Origin of the sequence: Kocuria soli (genome assembly GCF_003797835.1) — a bacterium.
In the GTDB taxonomy this organism is placed as follows: domain Bacteria; phylum Actinomycetota; class Actinomycetes; order Actinomycetales; family Micrococcaceae; genus Kocuria; species Kocuria soli.
In genome coordinates this window covers 1-13,740 of sequence record NZ_RKMF01000017.1, presented here as the reverse complement: position 1 = coordinate 13,740, position 13,740 = coordinate 1, and the positions used below count along the sequence as shown (strand labels likewise).

The window sequence follows — 13,740 nt, the reverse complement described above, 5'->3', positions numbered from 1 at the left end:
GTGCGGATCAGGCTGCTAGTCCTCGAGCTTGAGGGCCTGGCGCCAGGTGAGGGCCCGCCCGCCCTGGAACACAGCCCGCTGGTACACCTTTTCTCCCAGCCGCAGCATGAGCCACCCGGAGACCAGGCACACCACGAGTGCTGCGAAGGGCTCCCAGATCATCGCTTGCTCCTGGAGGACGCGGGCGGGCATGGCGATCGAGGAGAGGATCGGAACGTAGGAAGCCACGACCAGCCACGGTCCTTGGGCGAACAGTCCGGCGAACATGGCGACCACCAGGACGGTGGTGATCACGGTCGTGTTGGACTGCAGGTCCTCGGAGCGAGATGCCAAGGATCCCAGGACCGCCCAGATCGAGGCCTGCGCGCCGAAGCCGACGACGAAGAACGCGATGAACCACCCGGAGGCCGACAGCGCCCAGCCGAACTCCCCGGTGACGTCCAGAATGTTCGCGGTCAACAGCCCAACTGCGGCGTAGAGCCCGATCTGGGCGAAGGCCACCAGACAGTTCCCCAGCACTTTGCCGTACAGCAGCTCTCGGATGGGGATGGCCGTGGCGAGGATCTCGACCACTCGATTCTGCTTCTCCTCCAATACGGAGTTGGCGATCGCCATCCCGAAAATCAGGGCCGCCATGTAGAACAGGAAGGCGAAAGCGAACCGGAGCAGGTACGTGGCCAGACCTCGGTCCTCGCCGGCACTGAGGAACGTGGTTTCCAGCGCCGACCCCTTGTTCAGCTGCTCCACGGTGGTGCCGTGGTCCCCGGCGTTGTCCGCAACGGTCACTTGGGAGACGGCCTGTTCGATCGCCGTCTCCAGGTCCGACTCGATCTCTGTGTCGGCCACGAGGGACCACGAGTCGCCGTCATGAATGAGCGCCGCGTCCACCTCCTCGTCACGGACCAGGTCCTCGGCCTCCACGGGTTGCACCTCGCGTCCCGTGACCGTGGTCTTGTCCCCCATGGCGGCGTCGGCCTGCTCGACCGCCTCGGCCGCCAACGGACCGCTGGTGGCAAGGTCGTGCTCCGTGGTCCGATCTGCCATGAACGCGTTGAACGCAATCATGGCCGCGATGATCACCATGGTGGACAGCGTGGAGATGACGAACGTCTTGTCGCGGACCTTGACGGCGATCTCTCGGGTCAGCACGGTGCGCCAGGCAGCTTGGGTCCGGGTGCTCATCGGGTCACCTCGCGGTAGATGTCGGACAGGGACGGTGCCAGGTCGGTGAACTCCAGCAGACCTCGGTCAACCGCCCTGCGCAGCAGATCGGATCGGACACTGTCGTCATCGAGCGTGACGACGGCCGAGCACCCCTCGAGGTCCTCGACGCTGACACCAGGGACGTCCCGGACCCACCCGACGTCGGCCGAGCAGGTCAATCGGTGCCGCTTGGGCTGCGTGGCCCGCAGTTGCTCGGCGGTCCCGGACGCCAGGACCCGGCCGTCGTGGAGAATCACCATGGCGTCGCACAACCTGTCGACCAGATCCAGCTGGTGGGACGAGAAGAGCACCGGGACTCCCCGTGCCGTGTACTCACGCAGTAGGTCAACCATGGAGTCGACGGCCGTGGGGTCCAGTCCGGAGAACGGTTCGTCGAGCACGAGCGCCTGCGGTTGATGCAGGAGGGCGGCGGCGACCTGGACGCGCTGCTGATTACCCAGGGACAGGGTCTCCAACTTGTCCTTGACGCGGTCCCCCAGGTTGAAGTGGTGCAGGAGTCGTTGGGCCTCGGCCAGCGCGGCCTGTCGGGACATCCCACGCAACTGACCCAGGTAGCCCAATTGATCGAGGATCCCCTGTTTGGGGTAGAGCCCGCGTTCTTCGGGCATGTACCCGAATCTGACACGGTCCTGCGCGGTGATGGCGTCCCCGTCCCAGAGGACCTCTCCGGAGGTGGTCCTGAGAACCCCCATCATCATGCGCATCGTGGTGGTCTTGCCCGCACCGTTCGCCCCGATGAACCCGGTCATGTGACCCGGCTCCACGGTGAAACTCACACGGTCCACCACCGTCGTGTCACCGAAGCGACGGGTGAGGTCCCGTACCTCGAGCCGATGCCCGTGGACCGGCCGGCCGAAGGTGGTCGAGGCTCGTCGCCACTGTCCGCCTCCAGAGCCTCCGGGTGCCATCTCCCCGGCGGTCTCGGGGCGGGTGCTCTCGGGGCGGTTCGGCGTCTCCGGGTCTCGGTGCGACGAGTCCGTCGTCATCTTGTCTCCTCGATGCTGAATACGGCGTGCGCTGCCCGGGGACGTCGGGCCTGCGACTGCCGTGCGGTGGCCTCCAGCCTAGGAATACGCATCGTTCGAAGAATCCCCCGCAAGGGTGAACGTGACGCTCAATCAACGAGGCGCAGGGCGTACAGGTCCGTCAAGTCCATCGCAGGGCGGATTCCCGGCCGCTTTCTCGGTCAGGCCTCAGACCCCTCGCACGAGTCCGGTCCGGTAGGCGAAGACCACGGCCTGTACCCGGTCCCGGCTCCCCGTCTTGGCCAGCAGGTTGGACACATGGGTCTTGATCGTGGCCGAGCCGAGGAACAGCTTCTGCGCAATCTCGGCATTGGACATTCCCTGTGCCATGAGGGTCAGGACCTCGGATTCGCGGTGTGTCAACGTATCGATCATGCGCTGGTCCTCCGCGTCCAAACCTGCGCTGGTCGTCGGCTCGACAGTGGCCGCCGCGGGAACGGCCGAACCGTCGGGGTCGGTCTCCCGCGGTTGCTCCGCGGTCGGGGCCTGACCACCCGGGGCATGACCACCCGGTGCCTGACCTGCCGGTGCCGGGGGATGCGCATTGTGGTCGGTCAGTTGCCGTATGACCTTGAGTGTCGCCTCGGGGGCCAGGAGGGCATGCCCGTCCGCCACCGCGTGCACAGCGGCGATCAGGTCGTCCGGATCTGCGTTCTTCAGCAGGAACCCGCTGGCCCCGGCCCGGAGTGCGGCGAACAAGTAGTCGTCACGGTCGAAGGTGGTCAGGATGATGACCTTGGTTCCGCCGGCCTCGACGATGCGTCGGGTGGCCTCGATGCCGTCCATCACGGGCATTTGGACGTCCATCAGCACGACGTCCACGTCACCGGTGGTCACCAGATCGACGGCCTCCTGGCCGTTGGCGGCTTGACCCACCACGTGGAGGTCCTCGGCAACGGAAAGCACCATGGCGAAACCCGATCGCACCAGGGCATGATCGTCGGCCAGCAAGACGGAAACCATGGTCAGGATCCTCCCACGCGCGTCGTCAAGGGGAAGCGAGCGCGGACCCTCCACCCGGGGCCGGGCCGTCGCGGCCCGATCTCGCAGGTGCCTCCGTGGAAATCAACTCGCTCCCGCAGGCCCACCAGGCCGTACCCGGTACCGGAGGTGCCGTCACGGGGCCGGCCGCGGTCAAGGACTTCCAGTTCCAGCGCGGGTCGGCTGAGCTCCTCGACGCTGCGCAAGGTGACCGTGACGTCGCGTCCGGTCGAATGCCGCAGGACATTGGCCAGGGACTCCTGAACACACCGGTACACGGACAACCCCAGGGCGGGTGACAGGCTGCCCGGTTCCACGTCGTCGTCGATCGCGGTGGTCAGCGTGACGGACAGACCGCGATCGGCGTACTCCTGGACAAGGGCAGGTAGCTCACCGGTGGTGTGCAGGCTGAAGGCAGACGGCTCGTGTTCCTCCTCGCGGAGCACCCCCAGAAGCTGACGGGTCTCCGCCACGGCCTGCCGGCTGGACTCCTCGACCATGCGCAAAGCCTGCTCGGCCGCCTGCGGGTTGCGGGGCAGGATCTTGCGGGCCGCCCCGGCCTGAATGCCGATCGCCGAGACGTGGTGCGCCACGACGTCGTGCAACTCACGAGCGATGCGCAGACGTTCCTCCACGACGGCGCGGCGAGCCAGCTGCGCCGACTGGTCGGCGATCTTCTCGGCCTGTTCACGCAGTTGGTGCCGCCGCAGCGCCGCGCGCCAGGAAGCACGCCCCGCGTACACGGCACCGCCGAAAAAGCCCAGATTGTTGATGATCGAGAACACCGCGTAGGCCGTCACGGGGTTGAACGGCCCGTCCTGGCTGTCGAACTGATCGACGAAGTCTCGGAAACTGGACGAGACCGTCAGGTCGATCGTGAACCACACGGTCATGGACACGGCCAACATGGCAACGGCGATGGCCGTGACCTGTCGCGACCGGGTCCAGGCAACCGCCGCGTAGACCGACGCGAAGTAGGCCACCTGGGTGACCAGCTGGGCGGTGGCCATCATAGAGAGGTAGGTGCCCCACACGAAGGCCACCGTGGTGAAGGCCAACACCACGATTGGGTATCGGCGTCTCCATGCCAGCGGGAGTGTCACGGCGGCGACGACGGCGTACCCACGCCACCGACCGGTGTCCAGATCCGTTCCGTTGAAGCTTTCGATCAGCGCCAGGGAGAACAGTGCCACGACGGTCAACGCAACCGCACCCACGGCATCACGCCGGTAGCCTTGGGGGCCGGGGTTCGGGCGTTCCCAGTCGGGGTGAGCGGGATCGCCGAACACCTGTGACCAACCGCCGTGCGGTGCGAACCTGCGTGACCCACCTCGGCTCGGCGGGTCAGGGAGCATCGTCTGGGTAGGCGTGGTCACGCGTTCACGGTAACCCGCGAGCGACTCCCTGGGATCCGCCGCGAGGGGGAACTGTCCCTGGCGGTGCCGTCAGTTCTCGGTCAGGGAAGGGTCCTCTGACCCTGGCTCACCCGATGTCGAACCGCCCGGCCGCTGGTCCCGTGGGGTCTTCCGGTTCTGCCCGCGGCGGTTCTTGCGACGTCTCGCGGCCGTGTACCACGCGGTCGTACTTGCAGCGTCCGTGAAGGCCAGCGCGGAGAGTGCCCCCAAGGCGGGCGCAACCTGCCCACCACGGCGGGCGAGCGCGGCCAGTCCCGTGCCGGCGGCCAGTTCCAAGCCCGCCATGGCCAGCAGGAGCTCCGGGCGCCGCAGCAGCGCCCGGTGGACCGCCGGAACGACGCCCTCGGCGGTGGGGCTCTCCGTGAACGCCTTGAGCAATGCATCGCGGACGGTTCCCGGTTCCACCCGGGTCATGCCCTCGATCTCCTCAAGATCCCGGGCGCCCTCCACGATCTTGGCCGCCAGGGCGGGCAGGCCCAGCAACTGGAGGACCGATTCGAGGACGAGCGGAGTCGATGGGCCGTCGACGTAATTGGCCAGACGTTTGGTGTCCACAGGATCCAGGTCGAACACGGAGGCCACGGATTCGATCTGCACGCGGCTGGTGTCTGCATCACAGATACCCACGACCTCACGGGTCAACTGCCCCGCGGCGGTGGTCGCGTCGTCGTCGGATACGGCCTGCCACCGGGGTCCCCAGGACAGCCCGCACACCGCGTCGGTGTCGATCAGCTCGGTGTGGCCGGCCGGGTCCACGTCACCCAGGAGCACCTCCAGCGAGCGCGCGGCACCGTCGGAAGACAGCGCCACACCGACCTCCATGAGTCCCGTGCGCAGGAGCCACCAGGCGTTCTCGTCGTCCGGAACCACGATCGACCAGCCGTCACGGGACACGGCCCGGAACCCGACTTTGGCAGTGGCGGCCAGCAGCGGGAGGTCCGGGGCGTCAAGGTTGATCACCAGGGCACGGCGCAACTGTGGGTGAACAGCCTCGAGCCGTTGACCGGTCATGCGGTGCACGGTGGCTACGAGTTCTTCGACGGCGTCCCCGGGCACCACACTGCCGTCCTCGGCCACGGTGGCCGTACGGCCGTCGTCGTCGACAAGCACCGCGACCTGGAGGTAGGAAGGGCCTTCGGCGCAGGCCGCCACGGCACGGTGGTGATCCAGGACGGTCCGGATGCCGCGGGCCGTCGGCACCAACTCGGCGGGCTGAGAGGGGTCCTTGACCTGCGGATCCCCGGGCTGGCTGTAGGGCTGGACGCCGTCGATCCGCACCGCCAAAGGAACGAGTGACCAGCCGGAAAGACCGTGGCCCACCGGTTGATTCGGAGGGGTGAAGTCCTGCCCGGGACCTTGCTGCGGGGTACGGTCCGGCCCGTCGGTCGAACCCGAAGTAGGCGTGGTCATGCGGGACATCGTACTCGCGAGTCCTGTGACACGGCTCAGTGCAGCGGGCCGACCTCGGCTGTTGTGCCATCAGCGATACAGCCGATCGCGGTGCGCAGTCGATCCGCGACCCGGGGCGACACGTAGCCGTCCAGATCCTCCGGTGCCACCCACGCGTAGCCCAACAACTCCTCTTCCTGGACCGTGATCTTGGTGTTGGAAGGGATCTGGCCGCCGTCGTAGAGGAAGGACACGGAATCGCCCCACATGCCCTGGTTGACTCCGTGGGCAATCAACAGGAGTCGACCTGCCGGCAGCTGGAGGCCGACCTCCTCGAGCACCTCCCGGAAGCAACCTGTTCGCGGGTCCTCCCCCGCTTCCGTGGTGCCACCGGGCAGGGTCCACCCGTCCTTGTAGTTGGGTTCGACGACCAACACGCGCCCCGACTCATCCCGGATGATCGCCGCCGACGCCAGGCGCCGGGTCGGCAGGGTCGCGATGAAGGCGCGCAGTTCGTCGTCGGGGAGGTGAGAGCTCATGGACGGTCAACCAACTTTCCTCGTTGCGGGTCCACGGACCCGAACCTGACGGAACCTACTACTTGAGGAACTTCTCGAATCCCTTGGGGAGGTCCTTGAGGTCGGGCTGCTGTTCCTGGGCAGCGCCGAAGGCAGAGCCCGTGGCGGCCTTCTGCCTGGTCGCGGCGGCAGCGTTCTCCTGCGCACGCTTGGCGGGGTTGCCGGACCGGGAGCCCTTCTTCTTGCCCTTGGCATTCTTGCTCTTGCCCTTGGCCCCGGCGGCACCGGGCATCGCGGGCATGCCGCCCATCCCTGGCATACCGGCCGCGCCACCGCCACCGGCACCCATGCCGGGCATCCCCGGCATTCCGGGCATTCCCTTGCCCTGGGCCATCTTCTTCATCATCTTCTGGGCCTGCATGAAGCGTTCCATGAGCTGATTGACCTCGGAGACGGTCGCCCCGGAGCCCTTGGCGATACGGGCACGCCGCGACCCGTTGAGGATCTTGGGGGCCACGCGCTCATGCGGGGTCATCGACTGGATGATCGCTTCGATCCGTCCGATCGAGGACTCGTCGAAGGCCTCGATCTGCTCGCGCATCCCGGCCATGCCCGGCATCATGCCGAGCAGCTTCTTCATGGAGCCCATCTTCTTGAGCTGCTGCATCTGGGCCAGGAAGTCCTCGAACGTGAAGTCCTCCTGATCGGCGAACTTCTGGGCCATCTTCTGGGCCTCTGCCCGGTCCCAGTTCTGCTCGGCCTGTTCGATCAGGGTCAGAACGTCGCCCATGTCCAGGATGCGGCTGGCCATGCGGTCCGGATGGAACTGTTCGAAGTCCTTCACGCCTTCGCCCGTGGAGGCGAACATGATGGGCTTGCCGGTCACCGAGGCGACGGACAGCGCGGCACCGCCACGGGCGTCGCCGTCCAGCTTGGAGAGTACGACGCCCGTGAAGTCCACACCCTCGTTGAAGGCCTGGGCGGTCTGCACGGCGTCCTGACCGATCATCGCGTCGATCACGAACAAGACTTCCTGCGGGTCCACGGCGTCGCGGATGTCCCGGGCCTGGGCCATGAGGGCCTGGTCCACGCCCAAACGACCCGCGGTGTCCACGATGACGACGTCGAAGAGCTTGGCTCGCGCGTGGGCCACACCGTCGCGGGCCACCTGCACGGGGTCACCCGTGGGGTCGTCGAACTCGGAGGTGGTTCCGGGGTGCGGGGCCCATACGGGCACACCGGCCCGGTCGCCGACCACCTGGAGCTGGGTCACGGCGTTGGGGCGTTGCAGGTCGGAGGCCACGAGCAAGGGACGGTGTCCCTGGGACTTGAGCCAGTAGCCGAGTTTGCCGGCCAGCGTGGTCTTACCCGCGCCCTGCAGGCCTGCGAGCATGATGATCGTGGGGCCGTTCTTGGCCATCCTGATGCGGCGGGTCTCGCCACCCAGGATCTCCTGGAGCTGGCTGTTGACGATCTTGACGATCTGCTGGGCAGGGTTGAGGGCCTCGTTGACCTCCGCGCCCAGCGCGCGTTCCTTGACGGCGGCCGTGAATTCACGGACCACGGGCACGGCGACGTCGGCATCGAGCAGCGCGCGACGGATCTCGCGCACCGTGGCGTCAACGTCCGCCTCGCTGAGCTTGCCCTTGCCCCGCAGGTTCTTGAACGTGGCTGTGAGGCGATCGGAGAGGGAGTTGAACACGGAGTCCTCGCTGTTGCGGTACGTGGAGTGCGGCGGATGTAACCGGTGCACAAGACTAACAACCCTGGGTGACGTCCCGGGGACCGGGCCGGAGCGGGAAGCCGAGTTCAGTCACGGGCGGACACGGGACGCCCGCAGTGCGTGCCGGGTTGATGCCGATCAGATCGGGGCCGCGGTCACGCCGCTCCCCGGCAGACCGACGCCAGCCGGGCAGGGCCGCTCAGGCGGAGAGGCGTTCGCCGTCGTCGTTCCGGGACTGCCGCGTGGCAGGCATGGCGGACTCCGTGATCGGCCCGCCCATGGTTCGGTCCGTGCCGCCCGGAAGGTGGATCTCCCCCGTGTTGAGGGTGATCACGGTGGCCACACGTTCAGGCGCATCCCCAGACTGTCCGTCGGAGGCTTGCCCGACAGGCACGCCGGTCACGACTTTCCGGACCTTGGGAAAGACGAAGCGATCCATGGCCCACCAGCGAAAGACCATGGCAATCGCCGTGCCGATCACGGGCCCGGCGACGAAGTCGGCGACTTCCTGGACCAGAAAACTGTGCGTCGGTGCTTCCAGTCCCAGGACGTAACGGGACACGTACACGGGAGCGCTGTTGAGCAGAATCCCCACCCCACACACGACCGCGAACAGAAACATCTCCAAGACGGAATGGTGCTTGCCCTGCTGGTCGAAGGTCCAGGTCTTGTTGAGCAGGTAAGACACGACACTTGCAACCGTGGTGGCCACGATCATGGCCGTGGTGGGTTTGTCGCTGAGCACCGTCCATTTCAAGACGAAGTTCAGCGCGACGGTGAGGGCGAAGCAGGCCCCGCCGACCGCCAGAAAGCGCAACTGCCGGTTGTACTTCTCGCGCACCCGAGCCGTGCGTTGCGCCATGTGTGTCACGTTCCGGACCCGTTTCTCCCGTGTTCGGCCCGGCATCTTCACCGTGCGGGGCCCTGTCCCGTACCTGGTCCGGCCTGGTCCATCGGGGGTGACGACAGTCCGGATGACCCCAAGTTTAGATACAAAGCACGCTGTCCTACGGGTGGTTTCCGTGATCTTGACAACTCCGTGGTGGAGTTCAGATGGCGGTTTCGTCCCGTTCACCGGTACGGACACGGACCACCTGGTCCACGGCCATGACCCAGACCTTCCCGTCTCCCGCCCGTGCCGTGTTGGCCGCGGCGACCAACACGCCGACCACGTCGTGTTCCTGAGCGTCGTCGACCAGGATCTCGATCCTGATCTTCTCCAACAGGTCGACCGTGTACTCCGCGCCTCGGTACACCTCCGTGTGCCCGCGCTGCTGGCCGTAACCGTGGACGTTCTGGACGGTCATCCCCTGGATGCCGTACTGCTCCAAGGCCGTCTTGATCGTCGGGAATTTCTCGGGTCGAATGATCGCCGTGATGAGCTTCATCGCTGTGCCTTTCTCGAGGACGTTGTCTCTGCCCGGGGCCGGGTCCGTCCGACCGTGCCCGGGAGGTGATGACCTGTGGGGTCTGGTGCGGGCCTCAGCGTGCGCCGTCGTCGGCTGCTCCCTGCGGCACCCGCAGGCTGGCGCCCATGGTGGTGCGCGGCAGGAAGGAGCCCGAGGCGTCACCGGCCAGGTTGTACCCGGATTCGGCGTGGGTGGTCACGTCGACGCCCTGGATCTCGTCGTCCTCCGAGATACGGAAGCCGATGGTCTTGTCGATGACCACGGCGATGACAGTGGTGAGCACCGCGCAGTAGAGCACGGAGACCACGACGGCGAGCACCTGCGTACCGAGCAGTCCGAAGCCCCCGCCGTAGAACAGGCCCGCGGTGCCCTCGGACGGCAGCGCGATGAACCCCAGGGCCACCGTGCCGATCAGGCCGGAGACCAGGTGAACGCCGATGACGTCCAGGGAGTCGTCCATCTTGAGCCGGTACTTGAGTCCCACAGCGATCGCCGAACAGATGCCGGAGACGAAACCCAGGACCATGGCCCACACCGGGGACACGTTGGCGCAGGCCGGGGTGATGGCCACCAGCCCGGCGACGACGCCGGAGGCTCCGCCCAGGGAGGTCGCGTGACCGTCACGCAGGCGTTCCGTGAGCAACCAGCCCAGCATCGCGGCGGAGGGTGCCGCCATGGTGTTGACCAGGATCAGGCCCGCCTGTTCCGGCGAGGACGCGGCACCGACGTTGAAGCCGAACCAGCCGAACCACAGGATCGCCGCACCCAGCATGACCAGCGGGAGGTTGTGCGGACGCTGGTTGGGATCACTTCCGAAGCCCTTGCGGGCCCCCACGATCAGGATGAGGATCACGGCCGCCACACCGGCGTTGATGTGGACCACCAGCCCGCCCGCGAAGTCGATGGCTTCACCGAAGCGGGAGCCGATCGCACCGTCCTCGGTCAGCAGACCACCGCCCCAGACCATGAACGCCAGGGGCGCATACACCAGGGTTGCCCAGATCGGGACGAACACCGCCCAGGCCCCGAACTTGGCGCGGTCGGCGATCGCCCCGGAGATCAGTGCCACGGTGATGATCGCGAAGGTGGCGCCGAAGGCCGCACCCAGCAGGTCGCCGCTACCGATCAGGTTGTTCAACCCGAAGTCGGCGGTGGGGTCCCCCACCAGACCACCCAGGATGGCGTCACCTCCGGACATCGAGTAGGCCCACAGGACCCACACCACGGTCACCAGACCGATCGAGATGAAGCTCATGAGCATCATGTTCAGGACGGCTTTTGCCCGGGTCATGCCGCCGTAGAACAGTGCCAGGCCCGGCGTCATGAACAGGACCAGGGCGGATGCCACCACCGTCCAGACGTCTGCTGCTGTCAGCGTGATCTCGTCCACGCTCGTCTCCCTTCACGCCCCGTCCATACAACGGGGCGGGTCTCCTACGGATACGAATTCCACGTGGGAAACAGTCAACGGGACCGGTGTTTCGGGCGCGGGCGGTGTGTGTTGCCCACGTGTTTCACCAGCACCGGGGATGTGACAACCAGATTTCGACCGTGTGACGGCCTCGCGACGGTGGGCGGAGCGGCTAGTTCGCCCGGTCGGTCGCGGTCGGGTCCAGGACGACCTTGATGCAGCCATCGGTCTTCTTCTGGAACATCTCGTAGGCGGCCGGGGCCTGTTCCAGGGGCAGTCGGTGGGTGACCAGGTCCTGCACGCCCAGTGGATCCGCGGGGTCCTCGACCAGCGGCAGCAGGTCGTCGGTCCAGGACCTGACGTTGCACTGGCCCATGCGCAGGGTCAGCTGCTTGTCGAACATCCGCAGCAGCGGCATGGGGCTGGCGGCCCCTCCGTACACTCCGCTGAGGGACACGGTTCCACCGCGGCGCACCAGGTCGATCGAGGTGTGCAGTGCGGAGAGGCGGTCGCTGCCGACCGTCGACATCAGTTTGCGCCCCAAGACGTCCGGCAGAATTCCGACAACGTGCTGGGCGCCAGCCGCCACCGGATTGCCGTGAGCCTCCATTCCGACCGCGTCAACGACGGCGTCCGGGCCTCGACCTTCGGTGGCCTCTCGAATGGTCGCCAGGGCTTCGTCGTCGGGAGCCATGACCTCGACGCCGTGGCGCGCTGCCATGTCCCGGCGCTCCCGCAGGGGCTCGATGCCGTACACGCGCGCGCCCAGGTGCCGGGCGATCCGAGCGGCGAACTGACCGACTGGGCCGAGGCCGACGACCGCGACGGACTGACCTTCGCCCACCCCGGCATGCTGCACGGCCTGCCACGCGGTCGGAAGGATGTCGCTGAGGAACAGATACCGTTCGTCGGGAAGCTGGTGCCCGATCTTGATCAGCCCGTGGTCGGCGTGAGGTACACGGAGGTACTCAGCCTGCCCGCCCGGGACCTGACCGTAGAGCTTGGAATAGCCCAGTAGCGCCGCTCCACAACCGGATTCGGTGACCTGGGTGGTCTCACACTGGGACTGCAGCCCACGGCGACACATCCAGCAGTGCCCGCAGGCAATGTTGAACGGGACCACCACGCGATCTCCGGGCACCACGTGTGTGACCCCCGCCCCGACCTCTTCCACGATTCCCATGGGTTCGTGCCCGACCACGTCCCCGGGGGTCATGTAGGGACTGAGTACCTCGTAGAGGTGGAGATCCGATCCGCAGATGGCGGTGGAGGTGACGCGTACGACCGCATCGGTGTGTTCCACGATCTGGGGATCCGGCACCTCCTCGACACTGACCGTGCGCTTTCCCTGCCAGGTGACTGCCTTCATGATCTGCCCTTCCTGAGACCGGACCTCGGGCCCAGGACCATACAATCAGGTTACTTATGATTTTGTCACGTGGGTGCTTTCACTGCGGTGCTCCGCGAGATGCCGGATCCTCGAACTGCGCGATCTTCTGGTGCCGTCGATGTTCTGGTGCCGTCTGTGTCTTGGTGCAGGGGCGGCCTAGTTGTACTTCCCCGTGACGTTGTGAACGCGTTGTGAGGGTGTTTGGCCGCCGATGCCGGTGTGGGGTCTGTGGTGATTGTAGTGCTTGAGCCACCGCGTGTAGGCGGCTTCTCGTTCGGCCTCACTGGTGTAGGGCTGCGCGTAGGCCCATTCAGCGGCCAGCGTCCGGTTGAACCGCTCAACCTTGCCGTTGGTCTGCGGCCTGTAGGGTTTCGTCCATCGGTGCTTGATGTCCTCACCCAGTGCCTCAGCGAAGGCATGGGAACGGTAGCAGGCACCGTTGTCCGTCATCACTGCCGTCACGCTCACTCCGAGGCTGGCGAAGAACGCTTCGGCCCTTCTCCAGAACGCCGCCGCAGTCTCCTTGCGTTCATCGTCGAGGAGCTCGGAGTATGCGACCCGCGAGTGGTCATCCACCGCATGGTGGAGATACCGGTAGCCACGTGAGCCCGCTGCTCCGTGTCGGTTGGCTCTATCCCGCACGACGCCGGCGGCACGGTCCTGGGCGGAGCCTCGACCGTGGACCCGCCAACCACCGCCGTCAGGAATACGGCCTTGCTTCTTGATATCCACGTGCACCAGCTGGCCCGGTGAGGCGACTTCGTAGCGCACTGGTTTCGGCTTTCGAACCGGTAGCCCGGTGGTCTGGTCGATGTTGACCAGCTTCGGCATCCGGAACCGGGCCAGAACCCTCCCCACCGTAGAGCGGTGCAGGTGCAGGTGATACGCAATTCGGTGCGGACCCCAGCGGCGGGTGAACCGTAACGCGATGATCCTGCGCTCCGTCTTGTGCGGCAGTCGGTTCGGGCACGTGCGTGGTCGTGAACCGCGGTCGGTGAGTGCTTCCCCAGCGCGGTACCGGTCCGCCCATCGCTTCGCTGTAGCCGGGGAGCACTGGAAGCGTTCGGCTGCTCGGCGTAACGGCCACCCCTGCTTCACGACGAGGATAGCGAGGCGACGACGTCCCTCGGGCGTCAAAGGTGCGTTAGCGTGAGTCACGAAGGCCTCCGTGGTGAAGATGTTGAGTGTGGTAACCCACATCTTGCCCGGAGGCCTTCATCTACCCCGCGTGTTCACAACCTGCCGGGGAAGTACA

Annotated in this window: 12 protein-coding genes; all 12 read right to left on the bottom strand. The window is 66.6% G+C overall.

Features of this window, described 5'->3' with window-relative positions; all coding sequences use genetic code 11:
- Positions 1-15: 15 nt before the first annotated feature.
- Positions 16-1,182 (bottom strand): ABC transporter permease, encoded by a 1,167-nt coding sequence (locus tag EDL96_RS11930; protein WP_123826440.1) that lies wholly within the window; start codon positions 1,180-1,182, stop codon positions 16-18.
- A complete protein-coding gene (locus tag EDL96_RS11925; RefSeq protein WP_233568872.1) occupies positions 1,179-2,210 on the bottom strand; it encodes an ABC transporter ATP-binding protein in 1,032 nt (343 codons plus the stop codon). Before EDL96_RS11925 ends, EDL96_RS11930 begins: the two co-directional genes overlap by 4 nt.
- A 207-nt stretch (positions 2,211-2,417) precedes the next feature.
- Positions 2,418-3,212 carry a response regulator transcription factor gene (locus tag EDL96_RS11920; protein ID WP_123826438.1) on the bottom strand — a complete coding sequence of 265 codons (795 nt, stop codon included), beginning with the start codon at positions 3,210-3,212 and terminating at the stop codon, positions 2,418-2,420.
- Between the two features lie 2 nt (positions 3,213-3,214).
- On the bottom strand, positions 3,215-4,606 hold the full coding sequence (locus tag EDL96_RS11915; protein ID WP_123826436.1) for a sensor histidine kinase: 1,392 nt from the start codon (positions 4,604-4,606) through the stop codon (positions 3,215-3,217).
- A gap of 69 nt (positions 4,607-4,675) precedes the next feature.
- Positions 4,676-6,055, bottom strand: a complete 1,380-nt coding sequence (locus EDL96_RS11910; RefSeq protein WP_123826434.1) for a hypothetical protein — start codon at positions 6,053-6,055, stop codon at positions 4,676-4,678.
- Positions 6,056-6,090: 35 nt separating this feature from the next.
- The gene (locus tag EDL96_RS11905) at positions 6,091-6,573 is read right to left on the bottom strand and encodes an NUDIX domain-containing protein (protein ID WP_123826432.1); all 483 of its coding nucleotides are present in this window, start codon (positions 6,571-6,573) and stop codon (positions 6,091-6,093) included.
- 58 nt (positions 6,574-6,631) lie between these two features.
- A complete protein-coding gene (ffh, locus tag EDL96_RS11900; protein WP_123826430.1) occupies positions 6,632-8,254 on the bottom strand; it encodes a signal recognition particle protein in 1,623 nt (540 codons plus the stop codon).
- A 220-nt stretch (positions 8,255-8,474) separates the two neighbouring features.
- On the bottom strand, positions 8,475-9,137 hold the full coding sequence (locus EDL96_RS11895; RefSeq protein WP_123826428.1) for a GtrA family protein: 663 nt from the start codon (positions 9,135-9,137) through the stop codon (positions 8,475-8,477).
- Positions 9,138-9,324: 187 nt separating this feature from the next.
- The gene (locus EDL96_RS11890; protein WP_123826426.1) at positions 9,325-9,663 is read right to left on the bottom strand and encodes a P-II family nitrogen regulator; all 339 of its coding nucleotides are present in this window, start codon (positions 9,661-9,663) and stop codon (positions 9,325-9,327) included.
- 94 nt (positions 9,664-9,757) lie between these two features.
- Positions 9,758-11,065, bottom strand: a complete 1,308-nt coding sequence (locus EDL96_RS11885; RefSeq protein ID WP_123826514.1) for an ammonium transporter — start codon at positions 11,063-11,065, stop codon at positions 9,758-9,760.
- Positions 11,066-11,267: 202 nt separating this feature from the next.
- Positions 11,268-12,464, bottom strand: a complete 1,197-nt coding sequence (locus EDL96_RS11880; RefSeq protein WP_123826424.1) for a zinc-dependent alcohol dehydrogenase — start codon at positions 12,462-12,464, stop codon at positions 11,268-11,270.
- Between the two features lie 177 nt (positions 12,465-12,641).
- Positions 12,642-13,643 (bottom strand): IS481 family transposase, encoded by a 1,002-nt coding sequence (locus EDL96_RS11875; RefSeq protein WP_123826422.1) that lies wholly within the window; start codon positions 13,641-13,643, stop codon positions 12,642-12,644.
- Positions 13,644-13,740: the final 97 nt, after the last annotated feature.